The following is a 23518-nucleotide window of genomic DNA, read 5'->3' on the forward strand; positions in this document are numbered from 1 at the left end:
TTGCTGAAATGGAATTCGACCGTAAGCGCGATGGCGATAGGTATCTATTGTACGAAGTAAGAAATCGCTATCCGCAAACTCTTGCTGACGGGTTGCTGCGCCGCGTGCGTGAACGCCGCGAACTCTTCTACGGCGCGGATAATATTCTTGCCACCGCCGGGTTTGTTCTTGAGGACGACGAACTGCTTGGAATTGCCCTTGAAGAAACAAAGCGCCACGACGACCACGCTGAAGCTGCCTCCTCAGTGCTTGGACCAATTGCTGTCGGTCAGCTGATCGACGCGTATCTTACTGCTAGGAAGGTCGTGCGCGACGCCAACGGAAAATACACTCAGGCTGCGGGTGATCGCTATCACTGTCTACGTGCCCGTATCGGTCACACGCCGGGCGCAAGTTTGGTGGCCGCCGTTCAGGCGCGGGCAGTAAACGCTGACAATGAGGATATCGTCCAATTGGCCGAGCTGTTTTCCCGTAGGACCTACAGCGATGAAAACCGGGCGCGACCCTTCAATGAGGAAGGGTTGGCCGCAATCGGCGTGCTGGCGCACGAATGGGCCGAGCGCATGCTTTCCACTGGGGATGAGAAGCGTTTGCGAATAGCCACCATTGCAACGATGATGAGCCACGCGCCGTCCGTCGAACATCTTCCACTCTTGAAGAGAATGCTTGAAGACAATTTACGTCGCTATCGAGCTTTTCGCGAAAAAGCTACCGCGAGCAGCTGTAGGGATCGAGACGCGGTGCACAAAGCGCGGCATCCACACATGCACGAATACCAACGGGCGTTCTTGGCGATCAATGCACAAGAGACAGCTGTGCTGATGCATGAGTACCTGACGGATGAGCATTTTGGCGAGTTGGCGGCGCGCGTGCTGGCTGTCCAATGGTTTGGAGCGAACGAACCCAGGGGCGACAAAAAGTTCCGCGTCGGCGTAGATTTCTCGCGCGTGGAGGCGCGCGCCGCCGATCCTGCCGCTACATTGGTTGAGGCAGAGGCGATCTTCGGGGCAATCGAGACCTTAATCATTGATGGTTCGTCGGAGGCGCGGACAAAGCTGGCGGTTGCGCTCGGCATTGTTGGAGCACGGCTCCCCCACGGCGAGCGTGACGCTACGATCCAGAAGCTCATTTCTCTCGCGCCAAGGCAAGCGCGCGCAGCCTTGTTGTTGTCGCTGGTCCTCTCTGGCGAGGGCATCAATATCAAGCTCGTAGCCGACGGCATAGCTGAAACCTTTGAGACGGCCAAGACGGAGACTTGGATTCTGACTGAAAGCGACGCGTATCAGCTACGCGACTGGTTACGCCTTTTGCCATTCGCCACACCTGTCACCGGTCTGCCCGCCATCGTGCGCCGCATGCCGGAGGCGCAGCGCGAACCACGAATGCTCGAAGAGATGGTTGGCGGACTCTCCGCTTCCTGCTCGGACAACGCAGAAGGCGTGACTTTCAAGCTTGCAGAAGAAGCCCCGCGTCTCTATCAGAACCATCAGTGGCGAGCGACCGCGATGAGGTTCAACACCGTATCCGCCGCGCGCCGCCTTGTTGACTTGACCGTCAGCGGCGCTCTCGACGGCAAGTTATACGACGGATGGCATTGGCAACGCGAATTGGGTGGCCCAAACTCGGAGTTCTCAGAGGTTCGCGCCTATGTCCACGACCTCCTGAAGGATGGGCCGACAACGAAGCAGCTTGCCTCGTTAGCTAGCGCAATTGCCGAAGACCCTGGCGTGGACGGTTTGCTGATGCTGATCGGTTTCACTACGGAAACCGGGCAATCATACGTGGGTCGGCAAGCGATCGAAAGCGTTGTCTCTGATCGCGTTCCCTCCGAAGGTTGGCAAGGTGCCTACGATATCGTTCCGGTTGTAGCGACCGAGCTGCGTCGAAAGCTCCTGGCGATGACGGGCAGAGGCGGCGAAATTCTCTTGCCGCCCGCTGTCTCAGCCTCGTAGACCAGCTCCGAGACGAGTACGGTGCTCCAGAATCGGAGCCTCGCCATCCAGATCTTGCATCGGGTCGCCGTTGGCCAATCTTGAAGCCCAATCCCGATGCCGGGGACGGGCACTGGTTTGGCAGGCGAGCATCCATGTTCGCCAGTTCCAACCTGAAATCAATCGGCCCCGGATAACATCCGAGGCCGTTTCTTCATCTGATTTATAAAAAATGACCTATTGAAACGTTTAGGTCATGTCGCGTGACACGCCACAACAGCCCGTTTACGCGGGCCTTAGCCGCATTTGGAGTGCCCGCAGCTGGCGCAGGTCATGCAGCCTTCGACCATGCGCATGTCGTATTGGCCGCAGCTGGGGCAGGCTTTGCCTTTGGGGGCGTTGTCCAGATTGACGACCTCGGCCTGCGGATCGGCCTTCAGGCCCATGCCCTCGCCTTCGATAAAGCCGATGCGGATCAGGTGTTGTTCGATGACGCCGCCGATCGCCGCCAGGATCGAGGGAATGTATTTCCCTTGCATCCAGGCACCACCGCGCGGGTCGAACACGGCCTTCAGTTCCTCGACAACAAAGGACACGTCACCGCCACGGCGGAACACGGCGCTGATCATGCGGGTCAGCGCCAGGGTCCAGGCGTAGTGCTCCATGTTCTTGGAGTTGATGAACACCTCGAACGGGCGGCGGTGGCCGTTGATCAGGATGTCATTGATGGTCAGGTAGATCGCGTGCTCGGAATCGGGCCATTTCAGCTTGTAGGTATGACCATCCAGCGCCTGAGGACGATCCAGCGGCTCGGCCATATAGATCACATCGGCGCCGGTATCGGCCTCGGGGGCTTTGTCGCTATCCTCGGCCACCGACAGCACGCTGCCGGTCACGTCATTCGGGCGATAGGTCGTGCAGCCCTTACAGCCGGTCTCGTAGGCCTCCATATAGACCTCTTTGAACGCATCAAAGCTGATATCCTCGGGGCAGTTGATGGTTTTCGAGATCGAGCTGTCCACCCATTTCTGCGCGGCCGCCTGCATCTTTACATGGGCCAGCGGGGCCAATGTCTGGGCGTTGACGAAATAGTCGGGCAGCGGGGCGTCACCGAATTTGTCGCGCCACAGCTGCACGGCGTAATCCACGACTTCTTCTTCGGTGCGGCTGCCGTCTTTTTGCAGGACCTTGCGTGTGTAGGCATAGGCAAAGACCGGCTCGATGCCCGAGCTGACGTTGCCGGCATACAGGCTGATGGTGCCCGTGGGCGCGATCGAGGTCAGCAGCGCGTTGCGGATACCATGTTCGCGGATCGCGTCGCGCACGTCGTCATCCATCTGCATCATGTTGCCGGATGCCAGGTACTTTTCCGCGTCAAACAGCGGAAACGCCCCTTTCTCTTTGGCCAGATCGACCGAGGCCAGATAGGACGCGCGCGCGATCTGTTTCAGCCATTCCTCGGCCTGTGCTGCGGCGGCATCGGTGCCGTATTCCAGCCCGACCATCAGCAGCGCATCCGCCAAGCCGGTGACGCCCAGCCCGATGCGGCGCTTGGCCTGGGCTTCTTGTGCCTGGGACTCCAGCGGGAACTGGCTGGCATCGACCACGTTGTCCATCATGCGGATCGCGGTGCGCACCAGATCGTCCAGTTTGCCCAGGTCCAGACCGGCGTTTGCTTCGAACGGGTTGGCGACCAGCCGCGCCAGGTTGACCGAGCCCAGCAGACACGCGCCATAGGGTGGCAAGGGTTGCTCGCCGCAGGGGTTGGTGGCTGCGATCTGTTCCACATAGTTGAGGTTGTTGGCCTTGTTGATCCGGTCGATGAAAATGACACCGGGTTCAGCGAAATCATAGGTGGACTTCATGATCTTGTTCCACAGGTCGCGCGCCTGCAGGGTGTGATAGACCTTGTCGCCGTATTTCAGCTCCCACGGGCCATCGGCCTTCACGGCCTCCATGAAGTCATCCGTCACCAGCGCCGACAGGTTGAACATGCGCAGACGGGCGCTGTCGGATTTCGCGGTGATGAAGTTTTCGATGTCCGGGTGATCACAGCGCATGGTGGCCATCATCGCGCCGCGGCGGCTGCCCGCGGACATGATGGTGCGGCACATCGCGTCCCACACATCCATGAACGACAGCGGCCCCGAGGCATCGGCAGCCACACCCGCAACCGGCGCGCCCTTGGGGCGGATGGTGCTGAAATCATAGCCGATTCCACCCCCCTGCTGCATGGTCAGCGCGGCCTCTTTCAGCATGTCGAAAATGCCGCCCATGCTGTCGGGGATTGTGCCCATGACGAAACAGTTAAATAGCGTCACCTTGCGCCCGGTGCCCGCCCCTGCGGTGATGCGACCGGCGGGCAGATATTTGAAATCCTCCAGCGCGGCATAGAACTTTTCTTCCCAGGTTTTCGGGTCTTGCTCGACCTCGGCCAAAGACCGTGCAATGCGCCGCCACGTATCCTCGACCGTGCGGTCAATAGCGGTGCCATCGGCCTCTTTCAGTCGGTACTTCATGTCCCAGATCTGTTCGGAAATCGGGGCGGCAAATCGTGTCATGGCAGGGTTCCTGTTGGTCCGGTTTCTTATAGTATCATCCGAAAGGCGCGGCAGATACACCCTTCCGAGGGCGTTCCGTCTAGGGCTTGATCTGGCGGGGGTCAACGCTAAATCGAGCCAAAACGAAACTTCGTTTATCTACTGTATTTTGTGTTTGACCCCGCAACGATACACCATCTATAGAGCTTTGTCATGAATCTCATCAAACTCAGCGTCGGAACCGAGTCCGTGGACACCCTGACCGCCTGGCAACAGTTGCCGCAGGCTCAGGGGCCGGACGGGTTGCCGCGTCACGTCACCCGGATGTGGCCCAAGCGCGAGGCCGAGATTCTGGATGGCGGCTCGATCTATTGGGTGATCAAGGGCGTTATTCAGTGTCGCCAGCGCATTCTGCGGATGGACGAGGTGATCGGCTCGGACGGCATCCGTCGCTGCGCCATTGTGCTGGACCCCCAGCTGCGTCGCACCGCCCAGGCGCAACGCCGCCCCTTTCAGGGCTGGCGCTATCTGAAGCCCGAAGACAGCCCCCCCGATCTGCCCCCCGGCCGCGAAGCCGAGGAGGCGCTGCCACCCGAATTGTCGGCAGCGCTGTCCGAGATCGGGGTGCTTTAGGCCTCAGTCGATCCCCAGCACGCGGATCAGTTCCTGCACGGTGGCGCGTTCCGCATCCGTGACGGGTGCCGTACGCGAGCGGAACAGAGTGGCCTGGCTTTTCAGCACCAGCCCATCCGACAGGATTTTCAGGTGATTTGCCCGCAAAGTGTCCCCGGTCGAGGTGATGTCGGCCACGGCCTCGGCAGTTTCGTTCTTCACCGTGCCTTCGGTCGCGCCCTGGCTATCGACCAGCTGATAATCGGCCACACCGTTATCAAACAAGAAATCGCGGATCAGCCGGTGATACTTGGTGGCAATCCGCAAACGGAAGCCGTGTTTGGCGCGGAAACTGGCCGCAGCCGCGTCCAGATCGTCCAGCACATCCACATCCACCCAGCAGTTGGGCACCGCGATGATCAGGTCGGCATGGCCAAAGCCCAGCTCGGCCAGTTCCTGCACCTGTTGATCCCACTGGCCCAGTTTTTCACGCACCAGATCGGTGCCGGTCACGCCCAGATGGATCCGGCCCGCGGCCAGCTCGCGCGGGATTTCCCCGGCCGACAGCAGCACCAGTTCGACCCCGTCCACACCTTCGACAGCGCCGGCATATTCGCGGTCAGACCCGGTGCGCGACAGGGTGATGCCCCGCTCGCCGAACCAGTCAAAGGTCTTTTCCATCAAGCGCCCCTTGGAGGGCACACCCAGCTTCACGCTCATTTGCCTGTCTCCACGTCGATCAAACGGTCCGGGCGGATCACGCCCCCAACGGCCGGAATTTCAGCGCCCTGCCCCAGCACACGGGTCAGCGCATCATAGCGCCCCCCCGCCGCCACTGGCGGCAAATCTGGGCGCGAGGCCTGATAGAACCCAAAGACGAACCCGTCGTAATATTCCAGAGAGGTCCGGCCATAGCTGGCCTCGAAATCCAGCGCATCCACGTCGACACCGCGCTTTTCCAGCGCTTTCATGCGACGCGACAGGCGCTCGACCGCTGCTTCGATCGCGGGCATGTCCACGGCGATGTCGCGCAGATGCTCTAGGGCGTTGGGCAGGCTTTCACGCACGGACACGATGGCATCCAGCAGCGCGACCTCGCGCTCGGCCAAGGGAGGCGTCGCCGCATCTGCGCGCAAGGTTTCGATCCGTGCCTCGACCTCGGCCCGGCTGCGCAGCCCGATCTGAGGCACGTCGGCCGCGAATGGATCAGCAGCCGCCAGCAACGCCTGACGCGCCGCAGGCACCGGCAACCGCCCGGCATAGCGATCAATCAGCGAGCGGAACCGGCGGGGATGCCAGATGTGGCGGCGCAGCGCGGCCTTGCGCGCGTCCGTCGTGTCCAGCCCATCCACAGCCGCCATCAGAATGCCGATGTCCCCCGTGGCGGCCCGCACAGGCACATCGCCCAGGGCGGCGCGGATCACGGTGAAGACCTCGGCATCCGAATCGATGGGGTTGTCGCGGTCAAACACCTCGTATCCGACTTGCAGATATTCATTCGGGCGCGCGGCGTCGTCTTCCTGACGGCGGAACACCTCGCCCGCATAGGTATAGCGCGCAGGTTCGGCGCCGACCTCCATATGCATCTGCACAACCGGCACAGTGAAATCGGGGCGCAGCATCTGTTCGCCCCGCAACGCATCCGAGGTCACATAGGCCCGCGCCCGGATGTCCTCGCCATAGAGGTCCAGCAGCGTATCCGCCGGTTGCAGGATCGCGGTTTCCACGACCTGTGCGTTTTCTTCTTCGAACCGGGCGCGTAATTGGGCCGCTCGCGCCCTGAGGGCTGCTCGATCCATCAGTCCTGCCCTTCCAGAATTTCGCGCACCTTGGCGATCAGCTGATCGCGCGGCACCTCGTATTGGCTGGGGCGCTCTTTCCATTCTTCCAGCGTCGCGTTTTCTGCGATTTTGGCGCCCAGGATCAGGTCCTTGATCTGCACCACGCCATTGGCCTTTTCATCGCCGCCCTCGATCACAGCGACGGGCGAGTTGCGCTTGTCCGCGTATTTCAGCTGGTTGCCGAAGTTCTTGGGGTTGCCCAGATAGACCTCGGCGCGGATACCGGCGTTGCGCAGTTCGGCCACCATGGTTTGATAATCAGCCATGCGATCGCGATCCATCACGGTGATGATCACGGGCCCCGTGGCTTGGGATTTGATACGCCCCTTTTCACGCAGCGCGGCCAGCAGGCGGTCGACACCGATCGAGACACCCGTTGCAGGCACTTCCTGCCCAGTGAAGCGTTTCACCAGATCGTCATAGCGGCCACCGCCCGACACGCTGCCGAATTGCCGTTTGCGGCCTTTTTCGTCAAAGATTTCAAAGGTCAGCTCAGCCTCGTACACGGGGCCGGTGTAGTATCCCAGCCCGCGCACGACCGAAGGATCGATGTCAATGCGATCCGGGCCATAGCCCTGTGCCTGCACCAGCTCGGCGATGGTTTCCAGCTCTTCGATGCCCTTCTGACCGATTTGCGATCCACCCACGGCAGCGCGCAGATTGGCCAGCGTCCCGGCCGCATCCGCAGCCTTGGAGGTCAGGAAGGCAATCACCGGTTCAGCCTGATCGTCGGACAGACCAACCCCATCAATGAACGCCCCCGAGGCATCCAGACGCCCCTTGGTCAGCAGTTCGCGCACGCCGGACTCACCGACCTTGTCGAACTTGTCGATGGTGCGCAGAACCGCATCGTGATCGGCGGCCTCGCCCAGGCCCATCGCCTCGAGCACCCCGTTCAGAACCTTGCGGTTGTTCACCCGCACGATGTAGTCGCCGCGCGGGATGCCGACGGTTTCCAGCGTATCCGACAGCATCGCGCAAATCTCGGCGTCCGCCGCCATGCTGGCCGCACCAACCGTGTCCGCATCACACTGATAGAACTGGCGATATCGGCCCGGTCCGGGCTTTTCGTTGCGCCACACCGGCCCCATCGCATAGCGGCGATAAGGCGTGGGCAGATCGTTGCGGTGCTGGGCATAGACGCGGGCCAAAGGCGCCGTCAGATCATAGCGCAGCGCCAGCCATTTCTCGTCATCCGCCTCTTGCCAGGCAAAGACGCCTTCGTTGGGGCGATCCACGTCGGGCAGGAATTTTCCCAGCGCCTCGACCGTTTCCACCGCGCTGCTTTCCAGCGCCTCGAACCCGTAATGATGATAGACCCCGGCGATCTGTTGCAGCATATGGCTGCGCTCGGTCACTTCTGCACCGAAATAATCGCGGAACCCCTTGGGCGTCTCTGCCTTGGGGCGGGGGGCTTTTTTCTGCTTGGCCATCATCCTGGTCCTTGCCACTAAACTCGCGCTCGCGTCTACCGGATGCAGCCCATGGGGGCAAGCCAACAAGGGCCGAAACGCCCCGCATTCAAGGCTTCACCCCAGCCGCAGCCGTGCTATATCCTGCGTCCTGACCCAAGAGCGGAGCCGCAGCATGACCGAGATCGAAGAAAAACTGGCGCATCTGACCCGCGCCGTGGACGACCTTTCGGATGTTGTGGCGCGCCAGCAAGACGTGATCGACCAGCTGCAAAAACGCGTACAGATGCTGATGGAACGCGCCGCGCAACAGGAAAGCGATCAGGGCAGTTATATCTATACCGGCCCGGAAAAACCGCCACATTACTAGGGGTTAGTCGGACCAATAGGCCGGGTTCATCCAGAAATCCGGCAGTTCCAACAGGCCCTGCGGGACCTCTTCGTCCAAGGAAAGCGATTGCCAGGCCGGAGCCCATTCAGCGGGCAAGTCATAGGGCGGTGCGACCTCGGATTCTTGCTGAAATCCGAACCGGCCATAGTAATTCGGATCGCCCAACACCAGCACTTGCTCGGCCCCGCCAGCCAGAACCGCCTCGAGCCCGGCCTGAACCAAAGCCGTGCCGATCCCGGTTTTCTGATGCGCCGGCGCCACGCATAACGGCCCCAGCAGCGCCACGGACTGCCCTGCCACCAACCCGTAGGTCATGCAAATATGGCCAATCGGGGCCTCGGCAGACCCGGCAATCAGGCTGACCACCTGAGGCTGCCCCACCATCTGCTGGACCAGCGGCAACAAGTCCTCGTCCGGAAAGGCCTGCGGGTAGAGATCGGCCAAATTGGGCGCCTCTGCTTGGGTAATTTCGGCCATCAGACCTCCTGTACGTCGACGACGCCCGACAGGCTTTTGAGCGCGCCCTTGATCTGTGGGTTCACCGGGAAATCGTCACCCGCGTCGATTTCGACCTCGCCGGGCAATTCGGGATGAATCAAACACAGCTGCACCGGCCCCTTGCCCACCACGCGCACAGCCTGGCGGGCGTTTTCCAAAATATTCGCTACACTTTGCAGCGCCGCTGCGTCCTCGATCAGCACTTTCAGGCCCGAGCTGCCCGCATCCGCGATCACCGAATCCATCGCCGCGACCGAGCGGCCCATCGGGTCAAACTGCCCTTCGTTAAAGCGCCCTTCCAGCGTCATCACCACCTGGTTGGTCTGCTCGAACACTTTGCGCGTGGCCTCGAAATCATCGGGGAACATGACCATCCCGGCCACCTGCCCCGTCGGGTCGCTGACATTCATCCGAAAGAACCGCGTGCCGCGCCCGGATTTACGCTCTTGCAAGCCCGAGACCAGCACCCCCACCTTGTCCCGTGCGACGCCATTTTCCTCGGCCTTGCGCTGCAACGCCTCCAGCGTCAGGACCTTTTTGCGTTTCAAAGCAGGCAAATAGTCATCCAGCGGGTGGCCGGTCAGATAAAACCCGATGGCCTTGTGTTCCTCGGCCAAGCGATCAGCTGGCAGCCAATCCTCGACCGGCAGAATCCGGGGTTCGGGCAGGTCGTCCCCCGCCTCACCAAACAGCGACACCTGGCTGCTGGCCTTCTGTTCGTGGATCGCGGCCGAATAGCCCACCAGCGCGTCCAGTGCCTCGAACACGCGGCGGCGGTTGGGGTCCAGCTGGTCGAACGCCCCGGCGCGGGCCAGCATTTCCAGCGGGCGTTTCCCGACCCGTTTCAGATCCACCCGGCGGGCAAAATCAAACAAAGTGGCAAAGGGTTTGTCCACGCCATCCACGCGGCGCCCGTCCGTGACCAGCTTCATCGCCTCTAGGCCCACGTTTTTCAGCGCGCCCAGCGCGTAGATCAGCTTGCCGTCCACCACATCGAAGGTCGGCAAAGACCGGTTCACACAGGGCGGCACGATCTCGATCTCCAGCCCGCGACGGACCTCTTCGGCATAGATCGACAGCTTATCGGTCAGATGAATATCGCAGTTCATCACCCCGGCCATGAACTCGGCGGGGTGGTTCGCCTTCAGCCAGCCGGTCTGATAGCTGACCACCGCATAGGCCGCCGCGTGCGATTTGTTGAAGCCGTAGTTGGCGAATTTTTCAAGCAGGTCAAAGACTTCGCTGGCCTTTTTCGCGGGAACCCCGTTTTCGGCAGCGCCCTGTTCGAATTTGGGACGCTCGGCGTCCATGGCCTCTTTGATCTTTTTACCCATGGCCCGGCGCAGCAGGTCCGCGCCCCCCAGCGAATACCCCGCCATGACCTGAGCGATCTGCATCACCTGTTCCTGGTAAACGATAATGCCCTGGGTTTCCTCGAGGATGTGATCGATCAGCGGATGGACGGATTCGCGCTCTTTCAGGCCGTTTTTCACCTCGCAATAGGTGGGGATGTTTTCCATCGGACCGGGGCGGTACAGCGCCACCAGCGCCACGATATCCTCGATACAGGTGGGTTTCATACGCCGCAGCGCGTCCATCATACCCGAGCTTTCCACCTGGAACACTGCGACCGTTTTCGCGCTTGTATAGAGCTTGTAGGTCGGCTCGTCATCCAGGGGAATCGCGCCGATATCATCCACCGCGCCCTCGGGCGGATCATACAGTTCCGTGCCATCGGGGCCGATATGCAGGTGGCGGCCGTTTTTCTTGATCAGGTCCACCGCGTTCTGGATGACGGTCAGGGTTTTCAGGCCCAAGAAGTCGAATTTGACCAGCCCGGCCTGTTCCACCCATTTCATGTTGAACTGCGTCGCGGGCATGTCCGAGCGCGGGTCCTGGTACAGCGGCACCAGCCGGTCCAGCGGACGATCGCCAATCACCACGCCCGCCGCGTGGGTCGAGGCGTTTCTCAGCAGCCCCTCGACCTGCTGGCCATAGGTCAGTAGCCGGTCCACGACCTCTTCGTTGCGGGCCTCTTCGCGCAGGCGTTCCTCTTGCTTCAGCGCCTCGGCGATGCTGACGGGTTTCACGCCCTCGACCGGGATCAGTTTCGACAGGCGGTCCACTTGGCCGTAAGGCATCTGCAACACGCGCCCAATGTCGCGCACCGCCGCCTTGGACAAAAGCGCCCCAAAGGTGATGATCTGCCCCACCTTGTCGCGCCCGTATTTTTCTTGAACGTAGCGGATGGTTTCCTCGCGTCGGTCCATGCAGAAATCGATGTCGAAGTCAGGCATCGAGACACGTTCCGGGTTCAGGAAACGTTCGAACAGCAGGGAATAGCGCAGCGGATCCAGGTCGGTAATCGTCAGCGCATAGGCCACCAAAGAGCCCGCACCCGAGCCCCGCCCCGGCCCCACCGGGATACCGTTATCCTTGGACCATTTGATAAAGTCGGCAACGATCAAAAAGTAGCCGGGAAAGCCCATGCCCTCGATGATATCCAGCTCGAAATCCAGCCGTTCCTGGTATTCCTCGACCGTGGCCGCATGTGGGATCACGGCCAGACGGGCTTGGAGACCCTCGTTGGCCTGACGGCGCAGCTCGACAACCTCGTCATCGGCGAACTTGGGCAGGATGGGATCGCGCCGATACGCCATAAAGGCACAGCGCTTGGCGATTTCTACCGTGTTTTCAATCGCTTCGGGCAGGTCCGCGAACAGCGTCACCATTTCCTGCTGCGATTTGAAATAGTGTTGCGGGGTCAGGCGACGGCGCGGTTCCACCTGATCGACATAGGCCCCTTCCGAGATACAGATCAGCGCATCGTGGGCCTCGTACATGTCATCCTTGGGGAAGTAGACATCATTGGTGGCCACCAGTGGCAGACCCAGATCATAGGCCATCTCGACAAAGCCGCGCTCGGTCAGGCGCTCGGCTTCGGGTAAACCGTTTTCACCGGGATGACGCTGAATTTCGACATAGCAGCGGTTGGGATAAATCTGCGCAAAGCGGCGCAGCATCTGTTCGGCCTGAGTGCGATGCCCGGCCTGAAGCTCCATCCCCACGGGGCCCAGCGCCCCACCGGTCAGACAGATCAGCCCCTCGGAAAACTCGGTCAGTTCGTCGAATGTCACCTGTGGCAGCTGCCCGCCCTTGTCCACATACAGACAGCTGGACAGGCGCATCAGGTTTTCATACCCGGCCTCGGATTGCGCCAGCAACACCACGGGCGCGGGATCTTTTTGCCGCGCGCCGGGTTCGGGATGATGCCAGGCCACATCCACCTGACACCCCATGATCGGCTGGATTCCCGCACCACTGGCGGTCACGGCGAATTCCAGCGCCGAGAACATCGAATTGGTGTCGGTCACGGCAACGGCAGGCATTTCCATGTCCGTGCAGACGCCCGGCAGTTTCTTCAACCGCACGGCACCTTCGAGCAAAGAATATTCTGTATGGACGCGCAGATGGATAAATCGAGGAGCATCAGTCATATCGCGCATCCTATTTCAGCCACACCGCGCCGGAAAGCGTGAAATGCGCGCCTAAAGCCTAAGCAGGTGCCGCATCCTCAGTCACTCGGACTGTAGTTTTTCTTGCCAAACGGTAAAATCCCGGCTTTGCTGAGGGAAACCAACAGGGGCCTTCCCGTTTTCTACGCCGCATCGAAGACGGGTCACCAAGGTTAACACTCCGGTAAGGCGGCGGGTCTATCACATGGATATCACCTTTCTTCTGAACGGAGAGAGCGTGGAATTGCGCGACGTGCCCCCGACGGCAACGTTGCTTGATTGGTTGCGCGAAACGCGGGGTCTGACAGGCACCAAAGAGGGCTGCAACGAAGGTGATTGCGGGGCATGCACCGTGATGGTGCAAGATGCAGACGGCAATCGCGCGCTCAATTCCTGTATTCTGTTTCTCCCACAACTGAACGGCAAATCTATTCGCACCGTCGAAGGTCTGGCCTCGCCTCTGGGGGATCTGCACCCGGTGCAACAGAGCATGATCGAGCATCACGGCAGCCAATGCGGGTTCTGCACGCCGGGGTTTATTGCCTCGATGGCGACGGCACATCTGAACGGGGATACCGATCATGCCACGGCGCTGGCCGGGAACCTGTGCCGCTGTACGGGCTATGTGCCCATCCTGCGCGCCGCCCAAGCGGCCGAGGATCACCCCGCCCCGCCGCATCTGTCGGATTTCACCCTGCCCGAGGCCCTGCCCGCCACCGAGGGCGCCATCGTTCAGCCCGAGACAGCGGATCAGTTGGCCGAGTGGTACATGGACAATCCCGATGCCACGCTGGTCGCGGGGGCCACGGACGTAGGTCTGTGGGTCACGAAACATCTGCGCGAGCTGCCCAAGGTCGCCTTTCTGAACCGTTGCGCTGACTTGCAGCAGATCACCGAGACCGAGGACAGCATCACCATCGGCGCGGGCGTCACCGTGGCACGGCTGATCCCGCTGATGGATGATCTGCACCCCTCGTTGGGGCAGATGCTGCGCCGGTATGGATCCGCACAAGTGCGGGCTGCGGCCACGATTGGCGGGAATATCGCCAATGGCTCGCCCATCGGGGATGGGCCGCCGGCGCTGATCGCCTTGGGAGCCACGCTGCACCTGCGCCGCGATCTGTCGCGCCGGGAAATCCCGCTGCAGGATTTCTTTGTCGATTATGGCAAACAGGACCGCGCCAAAGGCGAGTTCGTCGAGGCGATCACCATCCCCAAGCAGGCCGACCGACTGAAATGCTACAAACTGTCGAAACGGTTTGATCAGGATATCTCGGCCGTGTGCGGGTGTTTCTATATCGATGTCGCCGACGGGGTTGTGAACGACGCCCGGATCGCATTTGGCGGCATGGCGGGCATTCCTAAACGGGCCACCAACGTGGAAACAGCGCTGATCGGCCACCCCTGGAGCGACGATACCATCGCCGCCGCCTGGGAGGCCTGGGCGCAGGATTTCACCCCGATGAGCGATATGCGGGCATCGGCCGACTACCGGCTGGAGGCCGCGCGCAACATGCTCAGCCGCTATTTCCTCGAGGATCTGGGGGCCGATGTGTCGGTCCACGATGTGCGTGCGGAGGTACAGCCATGAGCGTGACCAGCCCCCTGCCCCATGACGCGGCCCATCTGCATGTGACGGGTCAGGCGCGGTACGTTGACGACATCCCCACCCCGGCGGGCACGCTGCATCTGGCCTTTGGGCTAAGCACCATCGCCGCCGGGCGGATCGCTGCGATGGACCTGTCCGAAGTCCGCGCCCTGCCCGGCGTGGTGGCCGTGCTGACGGCTGAAGACCTGCCCTTTGCCAATGATGTCTCGCCCTCGGCCCATGACGAACCCTTGCTCAGCGACGGGACCGTGCATTTTGTCGGCCAGCCGCTGTTCATGGTGGTGGCCCAAACCCATCTGATCGCACGCAAAGCCGCGCGTCTGGCCGTGGTGTCCTATGAAGAAACCATGCCGATCCTGACGATTGACGAGGCCTTGGCGGCTGACAGCCGGTTCGAGGAAGGCCCCCGTATCTACACGATGGGCGATGCGGATGCCGCGATCGCCGAGGCCGCGCATGTTGTCGAAGGCACGCTGGAACTGGGCGGGCAAGAGCATTTCTATCTGGAAGGTCAGGCCGCCGCCGCCGTACCGGGCGAGGATGGCGATATGCTGGTCCACAGCTCGACCCAGCACCCGACAGAAATTCAGCACAAGGTGGCCGAGGCCTTGGGCGTGGCCATGCACCGCGTCCGCGTGGAAATGCGCCGGATGGGCGGCGGTTTTGGCGGCAAGGAAAGCCAGGGCAACGCGCTGGCCTGCGCCTGCGCCATCGCCGCGCGACTGACCGGCAAGCCCTGCAAGATGCGCTATGACCGCGATGATGACATGGTGATCACCGGCAAACGGCACGATTTCCGCATCACCTATCGCGTAGGCTTTGACGAGGACGGCATGATCCACGGCGTCGATTTCGTGCAACTGACCCGAGGCGGCTGGGCGCAGGATCTGACGCTGCCCGTGGCCGACCGGGCGATGCTGCATGCGGACAACGCCTATTACCTGCCCAATGTGCGGATCGAGAGCCACCGGCTGAAAACCAACACCCAAAGCGCCACCGCCTATCGTGGCTTTGGTGGCCCGCAGGGCATGGTGGGGATCGAGCGGGTGATGGACCATGTCGCCCATGCGCTGGGGATGGACCCGGCCGAGCTGCGGCGGCGCAATTACTATGACGCGATGGAAGGGGGCGCTGCCCCCCGGCCTGCGGCCTCCCCCCGGGGTATTGAGACCAAGAAAAAGCGCAATGTGACGCCCTATGGTCAGCGGGTCGAGGATTTCGTGCTGGATGGATTGACCGACCAGTTGTTGGAAAGCGCGCAGTATCAGGCGCGCCGCGAGGCCGTTGCGGCCTGGAATGCGGCCAATCCGGTGTTGAAGAAGGGGATTGCCTTTAGTCCGGTGAAGTTCGGGATCTCGTTTACGCTGACGCATCTGAACCAGGCGGGGGCTTTGGTGCATGTGTATCAGGATGGCTCGATCCAGATGAACCATGGTGGCACCGAGATGGGCCAGGGCCTGTTTCAGAAAGTGGCGCAGGTGGCGGCCAGCCGGTTTGGCGTGGGGATAGATGTGGTGCGGATCACGGCCACGGATACAGCGAAGGTGCCCAATACCTCGGCGACGGCGGCCTCGTCCGGGTCGGATTTGAACGGGATGGCGGTGAAAGCTGCCTGCGACGAGATCCGCGAACGTATGGCAGCGTTTTTGCGGATGTATAGTGGTGCGCTGGAGGTGGAGTTTGCCGACGGCATGGTGCGCGCCGGAGAGGTGGAGCTGAGCTTTGCCGAGGCTGCGGCGCTGTGCTATCAGAACCGGATCAGCCTGTCCGCGACCGGGTTTTACAAAACCCCCAAGCTGGCCTGGGATCGCATCAAGGGCGAGGGTCGGCCGTTTTTCTATTTCGCTTATGGCGCGGCCGTGACCGAGGTGGTTGTGGACACGCTGACCGGGGAAAACCGGATCTTGCGGGCGGATGTCTTGCATGATGCGGGGGCGTCTTTAAATCCGGCATTGGATATTGGCCAGGTCGAAGGCGGTTATGTGCAGGGCGCGGGTTGGCTGACCACAGAAGAGCTGGTCTGGGATGACAAGGGGCGGCTGCGCACGCATGCGCCCTCGACCTACAAGATCCCGGCGTTTTCCGATCAGCCCGACGTGTTTAACGTGGCGCTATGGGATGGGCGCAACCGGGAAGAGACGATTTACCGGTCCAAGGCCGTGGGCGAGCCGCCTTTCATGCTGGGGATTTCGGCATGGCTGGCGCTGTCGGATGCGGTCTCGGCCTGTGGGACGGACTATCCGGCCTTGGATGCGCCGGCGACGGCCGAACGCCTGCTGACCACCATCGGGAGGCTGCGCGATGGGGTTTGATCTGGACGGATTGCGTGCCGCTGTTTTGGCGCATGGGCGTGTTGTGCGCGTGGTGATTGCTGCCATCGAAGGATCAAGCCCCCGCGAAGTGGGCGCGGCAATGCTGGTCTGGAATGACGGCCAGTCGGGTACGATCGGTGGGGGCGCGCTGGAATTTCAGGCCGCGCAAGAGGCCCGTCAGGCGCGCTCGGACCGGCTGACGCGACACGCTTTGGGGCCCGAGTTGGGGCAATGCTGCGGCGGGCGGATCACCCTGTTGCGCGAGGTCTACGATTTGGCGCGGGTCGAGGCGATGACGGGTGATGTGATCGCGCGCTCGGTGGATGGCTCGGATATGCCGCTTTCTGTGAAACGCAGCCTGGCGCAGGCGCGCTCGCAGGGTGTTCAGCCGCGCTCGGAACTGACCCAGGGGTGGTTTGTCGAAGCCCGGCATCGCCCAGAACAAGCGCTTTGGATTTGGGGCGCGGGTCATGTGGGGCAAGCGCTGGTGTCAGTTCTGGCCCCGATGCCCGATCTGGCGATCACCTGGGTGGATACGGCCCCCGAGAGGTTTCCCGCGGATATTCCCGCCGGTGTCACGCCCCTGCCCGCCGCCCATCCAGAACGGTTGGTGCCACATGCGCCCAAGGACGCGCAGCACCTGATCCTGACCTATTCGCATACGCTGGATCTGGCGCTGTGCCATGCGCTTCTGGGCCATGGGTTTGCCAGATGCGGGCTGATCGGATCACAGACCAAATGGGCGCGTTTTCGCAGCCGTCTGGCCAATCTGGGTCATGAAATGAACAGTCTTTTGCGCATAGAATGCCCCATCGGGGACCCGACGTTGGGGAAACATCCTCAGGCCATTGCGATTGGCGTGGCGCGTGACATACTGACCACAACGGAGCGTAAGACTCCGCTATTCAAGGGAAAAACCGGGTGACAGGGACGCTGCTATCTATTCAGGGCCTGACCAAGGCCTATCCGGGGGTCGTCGCGAACAGCGATGTCTCGTTTGATATCAAAGAGGGCGAAGTACACGCCTTGCTGGGGGAAAACGGCGCCGGAAAATCGACGCTGGTGAAAATGATTTACGGGCTGGTCAAGCCCGACACCGGCACCATGACCCTGCGCGGGGAACCCTTTGCCCCCGCCGAACCGCGCATTGCGCGCGCCGCTGGTGTCGCCATGGTGTTCCAGCATTTTTCGCTGTTCGAAGCGCTGAACGTTGCCGAAAACATCGCGCTTGGCATGGAAAACCCGCCGAAAATGGGCGATCTGGCAACGCGCATCAAAGAGGTCAGCGAGACTTACGGCCTGCCGCTGGACCCTTACCGCACGGTCGGAGATCTGTCCGCGGGGGAACGGCAAAGGGTCGAGATTATTCGCTGCCTGTTGCAGGACCCGCGCCTGCTGATCATGGATGAACCCACCAGTGTTCTGACTCCGCAAGAGGTTGAAATCCTTTTTAAAACCCTGCGCAAGCTGACCTCGGAAGGGGTGGCAATCCTGTATATCAGCCACAAGCTGGAGGAAATTCGCGCTCTGTGTGAAAGCGCCACGATCCTGCGGTTGGGCAAGAAGGTCGGTACCTGCGTTCCGCGCGATGTTTCGGCGCGCGAGATGGCCGAAATGATGGTGGGCAGCCAGTTGCACGTGCCCGAACGCACGGGCGGTGATCTGGGGCCGGTTCTGCTGGAGTTGACGGATCTGTCGGTGAAGTCGCCCTCGGAATTCGGAACCTCGCTGAAGGGGATCACGCTCAAGGTCCGCTCGGGCGAAGTTCTGGGGTTGGGCGGTGTCGCCGGGAATGGCCAGGACGAGCTGCTGGCCGCGCTTTCGGGTGAAATTCGCTCACCCGCAGGGGCGGTGATCATGGAGAGTCAGTCGATTGGGGCGCTTGGCCCGACCGCACGGCGCAAACTGGGCTTGCTGACCGCGCCAGAGGAACGGCTGGGACACGCCGCCGCGCCAGACATGAGCCTGACCGAAAACGCGCTGTTGACGGCTTCGGTGCGGCAAGGGCTTGAAAACAAGGGGTTTCTGAATTGGGGCAAGACGCGTGAATTTGCCGAGGCCGTGATCGAGCGGTTCGATGTGCGCACCCCCGGCCCTGCCAATGCAGCGCGGTCTTTGTCCGGGGGGAACCTACAGAAATTCGTGATCGGCCGCGAGGTGATGCAATTGCCCACCGTTTTGGTCGTGAATCAGCCGACCTGGGGCGTGGATGCGGCGGCGGCGGCCTCAATTCGGCAGGCCTTGCTGGACCTGGCGGCCGGGGGAACGGCGGTGATCGTGATCAGCCAGGACCTGGACGAGTTGATGGAGATCTCGGACCATTTTGGCGCCCTGAACGAGGGGCGCCTGTCCGATATCCGGCCTGCGCGCGGACTGAGCGTGGATGAGATCGGCCTGATGATGGGTGGGGCCCATGGAATGGAGGAAGCACATGTTTAAGCTGTTGCCTTCATTGAGTATTTATGGAGCAAAGAAGGCGGGGACCGGGCTATGCTGAGACTTGAGAAGCGGCCTCAGCCGTCGCAAATATGGACCTATACCACGCCGGTTCTGGCGGTGATTTTGACGATGATTGCGGGCGGGATTTTGTTTGCCTTTCTGGGCAAGGATCCTTTGGTGGCGATCCGCACGATTTTCTGGGACCCGTTGTTTTCCGAGTTTGCGTTTTATTATCGCCCGCAACTGTTGGTGAAAGGGGCGCCTTTGGTGTTGATCGCGATCGGCCTGTCACTTGGATTTCGTGCTGGCATCTGGAATATCGGCGCCGAGGGGCAGTATATTGTAGGGGCGTTGGCCGGGGCTGGCGTGGCGCTGGCCCTGTACCCGCTGGAGGCTTGGTGGCTGTTTCCGGCCATGGTGATCGCGGGGGCCCTGGGCGGCATGTTGTGGGCGATGATCCCGGCGCTGCTGAAGGTCAAATTCGGGACAAACGAGATTTTGGTCAGCCTGATGCTGGTCTATGTGGCCGAGCAACTGCTGGCGTCTATGTCCCTGGGATTGATGAAAAATCCAGAGGGGTTTGGCTTTCCTGGATCGCGCAACCTGCAACAATATGACAGCGCCCATAACGGCGAGCTGATCGCGGGCTCGGGCATGCATTGGGGGGTGGTTGCGGCCTTTATTGCGGTGATTTTCGCCTATGTTTTGCTGAACCGGCACATGCTGGGGTTTCACATACGTCTGACGGGCGAGGCCCCGCGCGCAGCGCGTTTTGCGGGTGTTATCCCGGCGCGGTTGATCCTGTTTTGTCTGGGGGCGTCGGGGGCGCTGGCTGGATTGGCGGGCATGTTCGAGGTGTCCGGCCCTGCAGGTCAGGTGAGCATTGATTTCAACGTCGGGTATGGCTTCACCGCGATCATCGTGGCCTTTCTGGGTCGGCTGCATCCGGTGGGTATTCTGCTGGCGGGCGGGTTGATGGCGCTGACCTATATCGGCGGCGAGATCGCGCAATCCAAGCTGGGCCTGCCCTCGGCTGCGATCCAATTGTTCCAGGGGATGCTGTTGTTTTTCCTGCTGGCGGTGGACGTGTTGACCAACTTCAAGATCAAATTCGCCAAGGGGGAGGCTGCATAATGGATATGTCCTCGATCAATCCGATCCTGCTGTTGGCCTCTTTGATCGTGGCTGCAACGCCCTTGTTGCTGGCGGCCTTGGGCGAGCTGGTGGTGGAAAAAGCCGGCGTTCTGAACCTGGGCGTCGAAGGCATGATGATCACCGGCGCGATCTGCGGATTTGCCATTGCGGTGAACACCGGGTCGCCCTTGCTGGGGCTGTTGGGCGCAGCGATCGGCGGAGCGGCGCTGTCGCTGTTGTTCGCGATCCTCACCCAGTTTGCCCTGGCCAACCAAGTGGCCTCGGGGCTGTCGCTGACCTTGTTCGGATTGGGGCTGTCAGCGCTGATCGGACAGGGATACCAAGGGGTTAAACCTCCCCCGTTTCCCGAGTTCGACATCCCGCTATTGTCGAAAATTCCGGTACTGGGGCCGATTTTGTTCGCGCAGGATCTGGTGGTCTATCTGGCGTTTTTCCTGACGCTGGGCACCTGGGTTGTGCTGAAATACACCCGCGCAGGGTTGATCCTGCGTGCCGTCGGTGAAAACCACGATGCGGCGCACGCCCTGGGCTATAAGGTGGTGCGCATCCGCGTGTTGGCCATCCTGTTTGGCGGCGCCTGCGCGGGCTTGGGCGGGGCCTATATCAGCCTGATCCGCGTCCCCCAATGGACCGAGGGCATGACCGCCGGAATCGGCTGGATCGCCCTGGCGCTGGTGGTATTCGCCAGCTGGAAACCCTGGCGCGTAATGCTGGGCGCCTGCCTGTTTGGGGGCGTGAACGTGTTGCAGCTGAACCTGCAAGCCGCGGGCATCGCCATCCCGGTCGAGATTCTGGCGATGTCGCCCTACATCATCACCATACTCGTCCTCGTCATCATGTCGGCTGACCGCAGCGGGGCGCCTGCCTCGCTGGGCCGATCCTTCCACGCCTCGCAATGAGGCCTAACTAACCTGCAAGTAACAGGGAGAACCTGCATGAAACTCGTGAAACTACTCAGCACCGCCGCGATGGCCCTGGGTCTGGCGACCTCGGCCATGGCCGAGGACAAAACCAAGGTCGGCTTCATCTATGTCGGCCCCACAAATGACGGCGGCTGGAGCCAACACCACCACGAATCCGCTCTGAAGATGAAAGAGCATTTTGGCGACAAGGTAGAGTTCATCTATCAGGAAAACGTGGCCGAGGGCCCCGACGCAGAGCGCGCCATGACCCAAATGGCGCTGGAAGGGACCGACCTGATCTTTACCACGTCGTTCGGCTATATGGATCCGACCATCAATGTGGCAAAAAAATTCCCCAACGTGAAATTCGAACACGCAACCGGGTATAAAACCGCTGAAAATGTCTCGGTCTACTCGGCCCGCTTCTACGAAGGGCGGGCCGTGACCGGGTTCATCGCCGGCAGCATGACCAAGACCGACAAGATCGGCTACATCGCCTCGTTCCCGATCCCCGAAGTGATCCGGGGTATCAACTCAAGCTATCTGCACGCCAAGAAGGCCAACCCGGATGTCAAACTGTCCGTCATCTGGATCAACACCTGGTTTGACCCCGCCAAAGAGGCCGACGCAACCCAGGCCCTGATCGACCAGGGCGCTGATGTGGTGCTGGCCCATACGGATTCGACCGCACCGCTGGCTGTTCTGGAAAAAGCAGGCGGCTATGGTTTTGGCCAGGCGGCTGACATGGCCGAATACGGCCCCGCCCCGCGCGTCTCGTCGATCATTGACAACTGGGCGCCCTACTACATCGAACGGACCCAAGCTGTCATGGACGGCACCTGGGCAACCGTAAACACCTGGAACGGCATCAACACCGGCATGGTCGGCATCGGTGACATTTCCAGCGCCGTACCCGAAGACGTCAAAGCCGCCGCGCTGGCCATCAAAGACTCGATCTCGGATGGATCTTACCACCCCTTCACCGGCCCGCTGAACAAACAGGACGGCACACCCTGGCTGGCCGAAGGCGAAACCGCCGATGACGGCACCCTGGCCGGCATGGCCTTCTATGTCGAAGGCATCGAAGGCGACATCCCGCAATAAGCGCCCGCTCACAGCGCTCTCCCAAGGCCCCGCCCTCTCGGTGGGGCCTTTTGCTGTCCGCGCGCTCCAACCCGAGGCAGCGGCCACCGGCCGATGCCGAGACATCCAGCGCGCGCGCCAGCGCGCCCCTTTTGACAGTGGATTGCCACACACGTTCGGGCATGGCATTCCTAAACCATGACCCAGAAACTCTCCCTGCCCGATACCGCCTCTCTTGCACAAACCAGTGCGGATGGTCGCATGTACGCGCCCTCTGCTGCGCGAAACATTGAGGCAATCTCCGCCGTTTTGGCCGATCATGCTCCCGCCTCCGGCGCGGCGCTGGAAATCGCGTCGGGCACGGGCGAGCATATCTGCCATCTGGCACCCCAGCATCCCCACCTGACCTGGCAACCCAGCGATCCTGACCCGGCCCGCCGCCGCTCGATCGATGCGCACGGGCAAAGCCTGCCCAATCTGCGCCCCGCACTTGATCTGGACGCCACCGCGCCGGGTTGGTCCGCCGAATATCGCGGGCAAGACCTGATCCTGCTGGTCAACCTTCTGCATCTGATCCCAGAAGAGGCAGCCAAAACCCTGATCGCCGAGGTCGCGCTGACCCTGGCCCCGGGCGGGCGTTTTGTGCTCTATGGCCCCTTCCTGCGCGACGGCGAGACCACCTCGGAGGGTGACGCCCGCTTCAACGCCAGCCTGATCGCCCAGGACCCCAGCATTGGCTACAAGGATGATTGGGATGTCATCGACTGGTTGCGACACAACTGGCTGGAGCTGGTACAGGTGATCGAAATGCCCGCAAACAACCTGTGTTTCGTCGCGCGCAAACCCTGACCATCTGATCAGGATCAAAGCGCCCCCCCTCCCAGCAGCGCTACACGGCCTCAGAAACATTAAAGAGGCTGAATATGACCTGGACAGACAAGCTGAACGGCACCCGCGACCAGTTGCGCTCGCTGAACAAATGCATCCCCGACACCACCCGCGCCTTTGGCGGTCTTGGCAAATCGGTCAAAGAAGGCGGCGTTCTGGAGTTCAAAACCAAGGAATTCATCGCCTTGGGCATAGCCGTGGCCATGCGCTGCGATTCCTGCATCGTTCTGCATATCGAAGCCCTGATCAAAGCCGGCGCCACCCGCGACGAGGTCGGCGACGTGCTGGCCATGACCATCCAGATGGGTGGCGGGCCGTCCATGATGTACGCCGCCAAGGCGCTGGAATGCTATGACGAACTGACCGCCGAGTGACACACGAAAGGCCCCA

General features: G+C 61.5%; 19 protein-coding genes. 13 read left to right on the top strand and 6 right to left on the bottom strand.

Annotated features, from left to right (window positions below; all coding sequences use genetic code 11):
• The first annotated feature begins 8 nt into the window (after positions 1-8).
• Together ACXADQ_RS18200 and ACXADQ_RS18205 are read left to right on the top strand one after the other, a co-directional pair.
• On the top strand, positions 9-1952 hold the full coding sequence (locus ACXADQ_RS18200) for a hypothetical protein (RefSeq protein ID WP_475324446.1): 1944 nt from the start codon (positions 9-11) through the stop codon (positions 1950-1952).
• Positions 1835-2128 (top strand): hypothetical protein, encoded by a 294-nt coding sequence (locus tag ACXADQ_RS18205; RefSeq protein ID WP_475324450.1) that lies wholly within the window; start codon positions 1835-1837, stop codon positions 2126-2128. Before ACXADQ_RS18200 ends, ACXADQ_RS18205 begins: the two co-directional genes overlap by 118 nt.
• A 99-nt stretch (positions 2129-2227) precedes the next feature.
• On the opposite strand, the gene ACXADQ_RS18210 is transcribed toward ACXADQ_RS18205, so the two are convergent.
• Entirely contained in the window at positions 2228-4492 is a 2265-nt protein-coding gene (locus ACXADQ_RS18210; RefSeq protein ID WP_475324454.1) for an adenosylcobalamin-dependent ribonucleoside-diphosphate reductase, read from the bottom strand.
• A gap of 192 nt (positions 4493-4684) precedes the next feature.
• Here ACXADQ_RS18210 and ACXADQ_RS18215 point away from each other — a divergent pair, with 192 nt between their 5' ends.
• Positions 4685-5104, top strand: coding sequence for a DUF1489 family protein (locus tag ACXADQ_RS18215; protein ID WP_475324458.1), 420 nt, complete (start codon positions 4685-4687; stop codon positions 5102-5104).
• Between the two features lie 3 nt (positions 5105-5107).
• Here ACXADQ_RS18215 and hisG read toward each other — a convergent pair whose 3' ends face one another.
• Genes hisG through hisS form a run of 3 tightly spaced genes read right to left on the bottom strand, consistent with a single transcriptional unit; the run spans position 5108 to position 8357 of the window.
• Entirely contained in the window at positions 5108-5803 is a 696-nt protein-coding gene (gene hisG, locus ACXADQ_RS18220) for an ATP phosphoribosyltransferase (RefSeq protein WP_475324462.1), read from the bottom strand.
• Positions 5800-6885 carry an ATP phosphoribosyltransferase regulatory subunit gene (locus tag ACXADQ_RS18225; RefSeq protein ID WP_475326103.1) on the bottom strand — a complete coding sequence of 362 codons (1086 nt, stop codon included), beginning with the start codon at positions 6883-6885 and terminating at the stop codon, positions 5800-5802. The genes hisG and ACXADQ_RS18225 overlap by 4 nt, the downstream gene beginning before the upstream one ends.
• Complete coding sequence (hisS, locus tag ACXADQ_RS18230; protein WP_475324464.1) at positions 6882-8357, bottom strand: histidine--tRNA ligase; 1476 nt, start codon at positions 8355-8357, stop codon at positions 6882-6884. Before hisS ends, ACXADQ_RS18225 begins: the two co-directional genes overlap by 4 nt.
• A gap of 154 nt (positions 8358-8511) precedes the next feature.
• Between hisS and ACXADQ_RS18235 the strand changes: the two genes are divergently transcribed.
• Entirely contained in the window at positions 8512-8706 is a 195-nt protein-coding gene (locus ACXADQ_RS18235; RefSeq protein WP_475324467.1) for a SlyX family protein, read from the top strand.
• 3 nt (positions 8707-8709) lie between these two features.
• Here ACXADQ_RS18235 and ACXADQ_RS18240 read toward each other — a convergent pair whose 3' ends face one another.
• Together ACXADQ_RS18240 and dnaE are read right to left on the bottom strand one after the other, a co-directional pair.
• On the bottom strand, positions 8710-9204 hold the full coding sequence (locus ACXADQ_RS18240) for a GNAT family N-acetyltransferase (protein ID WP_475324471.1): 495 nt from the start codon (positions 9202-9204) through the stop codon (positions 8710-8712).
• The gene (dnaE, locus tag ACXADQ_RS18245) at positions 9204-12722 is read right to left on the bottom strand and encodes a DNA polymerase III subunit alpha (protein ID WP_475324475.1); all 3519 of its coding nucleotides are present in this window, start codon (positions 12720-12722) and stop codon (positions 9204-9206) included. The genes ACXADQ_RS18240 and dnaE overlap by 1 nt, the downstream gene beginning before the upstream one ends.
• A gap of 223 nt (positions 12723-12945) precedes the next feature.
• Between dnaE and xdhA the strand changes: the two genes are divergently transcribed.
• The 9 genes from xdhA to ACXADQ_RS18290 all read left to right on the top strand — a co-directional run bounded on the left by xdhA (position 12946) and on the right by ACXADQ_RS18290 (position 23502).
• Positions 12946-14331, top strand: coding sequence for a xanthine dehydrogenase small subunit (gene xdhA / locus ACXADQ_RS18250; RefSeq protein WP_475324480.1), 1386 nt, complete (start codon positions 12946-12948; stop codon positions 14329-14331).
• Positions 14328-16661 (top strand): xanthine dehydrogenase molybdopterin binding subunit, encoded by a 2334-nt coding sequence (xdhB, locus tag ACXADQ_RS18255; RefSeq protein WP_475324484.1) that lies wholly within the window; start codon positions 14328-14330, stop codon positions 16659-16661. Before xdhA ends, xdhB begins: the two co-directional genes overlap by 4 nt.
• Entirely contained in the window at positions 16651-17586 is a 936-nt protein-coding gene (gene xdhC, locus ACXADQ_RS18260; RefSeq protein ID WP_475324488.1) for a xanthine dehydrogenase accessory protein XdhC, read from the top strand. Before xdhB ends, xdhC begins: the two co-directional genes overlap by 11 nt.
• Positions 17583-19100 (top strand): ABC transporter ATP-binding protein, encoded by a 1518-nt coding sequence (locus ACXADQ_RS18265; protein ID WP_475324492.1) that lies wholly within the window; start codon positions 17583-17585, stop codon positions 19098-19100. Before xdhC ends, ACXADQ_RS18265 begins: the two co-directional genes overlap by 4 nt.
• 51 nt (positions 19101-19151) lie before the next feature.
• A complete protein-coding gene (locus ACXADQ_RS18270) occupies positions 19152-20234 on the top strand; it encodes an ABC transporter permease (protein ID WP_475324495.1) in 1083 nt (360 codons plus the stop codon).
• On the top strand, positions 20234-21154 hold the full coding sequence (locus tag ACXADQ_RS18275; protein WP_475324498.1) for an ABC transporter permease: 921 nt from the start codon (positions 20234-20236) through the stop codon (positions 21152-21154). The genes ACXADQ_RS18270 and ACXADQ_RS18275 overlap by 1 nt, the downstream gene beginning before the upstream one ends.
• Before the next feature lie 36 nt (positions 21155-21190).
• Positions 21191-22261 carry a BMP family ABC transporter substrate-binding protein gene (locus tag ACXADQ_RS18280; protein ID WP_475324502.1) on the top strand — a complete coding sequence of 357 codons (1071 nt, stop codon included), beginning with the start codon at positions 21191-21193 and terminating at the stop codon, positions 22259-22261.
• A gap of 177 nt (positions 22262-22438) precedes the next feature.
• Positions 22439-23089, top strand: a complete 651-nt coding sequence (locus ACXADQ_RS18285) for a DUF938 domain-containing protein (RefSeq protein WP_475324506.1) — start codon at positions 22439-22441, stop codon at positions 23087-23089.
• Positions 23090-23163: 74 nt separating this feature from the next.
• The gene (locus tag ACXADQ_RS18290) at positions 23164-23502 is read left to right on the top strand and encodes a carboxymuconolactone decarboxylase family protein (protein ID WP_475324508.1); all 339 of its coding nucleotides are present in this window, start codon (positions 23164-23166) and stop codon (positions 23500-23502) included.
• Positions 23503-23518 lie beyond the last annotated feature (16 nt).

This window comes from Thalassovita sp. ABM4_323 (genome assembly GCF_056158665.1).

Bases quoted from the DNA above. Each gene is read 5' to 3' on its own strand.
- ACXADQ_RS18200 (WP_475324446.1), top strand. From the start codon at position 9: ATGGAATTCGACCGTAAGCGCGATGGCGATAGGTATCTATTGTACGAA.
- ACXADQ_RS18210 (WP_475324454.1), bottom strand. From the start codon at position 4,492: ATGACACGATTTGCCGCCCCGATTTCCGAACAGATCTGGGACATGAAG.
- ACXADQ_RS18215 (WP_475324458.1), top strand. From the start codon at position 4,685: ATGAATCTCATCAAACTCAGCGTCGGAACCGAGTCCGTGGACACCCTG.
- hisG (WP_475324462.1), bottom strand. From the start codon at position 5,803: ATGAGCGTGAAGCTGGGTGTGCCCTCCAAGGGGCGCTTGATGGAAAAG.
- hisS (WP_475324464.1), bottom strand. From the start codon at position 8,357: ATGGCCAAGCAGAAAAAAGCCCCCCGCCCCAAGGCAGAGACGCCCAAG.
- ACXADQ_RS18235 (WP_475324467.1), top strand. From the start codon at position 8,512: ATGACCGAGATCGAAGAAAAACTGGCGCATCTGACCCGCGCCGTGGAC.
- ACXADQ_RS18240 (WP_475324471.1), bottom strand. From the start codon at position 9,204: ATGGCCGAAATTACCCAAGCAGAGGCGCCCAATTTGGCCGATCTCTAC.
- dnaE (WP_475324475.1), bottom strand. From the start codon at position 12,722: ATGACTGATGCTCCTCGATTTATCCATCTGCGCGTCCATACAGAATAT.
- xdhA (WP_475324480.1), top strand. From the start codon at position 12,946: ATGGATATCACCTTTCTTCTGAACGGAGAGAGCGTGGAATTGCGCGAC.
- xdhB (WP_475324484.1), top strand. From the start codon at position 14,328: ATGAGCGTGACCAGCCCCCTGCCCCATGACGCGGCCCATCTGCATGTG.
- xdhC (WP_475324488.1), top strand. From the start codon at position 16,651: ATGGGGTTTGATCTGGACGGATTGCGTGCCGCTGTTTTGGCGCATGGG.
- ACXADQ_RS18270 (WP_475324495.1), top strand. From the start codon at position 19,152: ATGCTGAGACTTGAGAAGCGGCCTCAGCCGTCGCAAATATGGACCTAT.
- ACXADQ_RS18275 (WP_475324498.1), top strand. From the start codon at position 20,234: ATGGATATGTCCTCGATCAATCCGATCCTGCTGTTGGCCTCTTTGATC.
- ACXADQ_RS18280 (WP_475324502.1), top strand. From the start codon at position 21,191: ATGAAACTCGTGAAACTACTCAGCACCGCCGCGATGGCCCTGGGTCTG.
- ACXADQ_RS18285 (WP_475324506.1), top strand. From the start codon at position 22,439: ATGACCCAGAAACTCTCCCTGCCCGATACCGCCTCTCTTGCACAAACC.
- ACXADQ_RS18290 (WP_475324508.1), top strand. From the start codon at position 23,164: ATGACCTGGACAGACAAGCTGAACGGCACCCGCGACCAGTTGCGCTCG.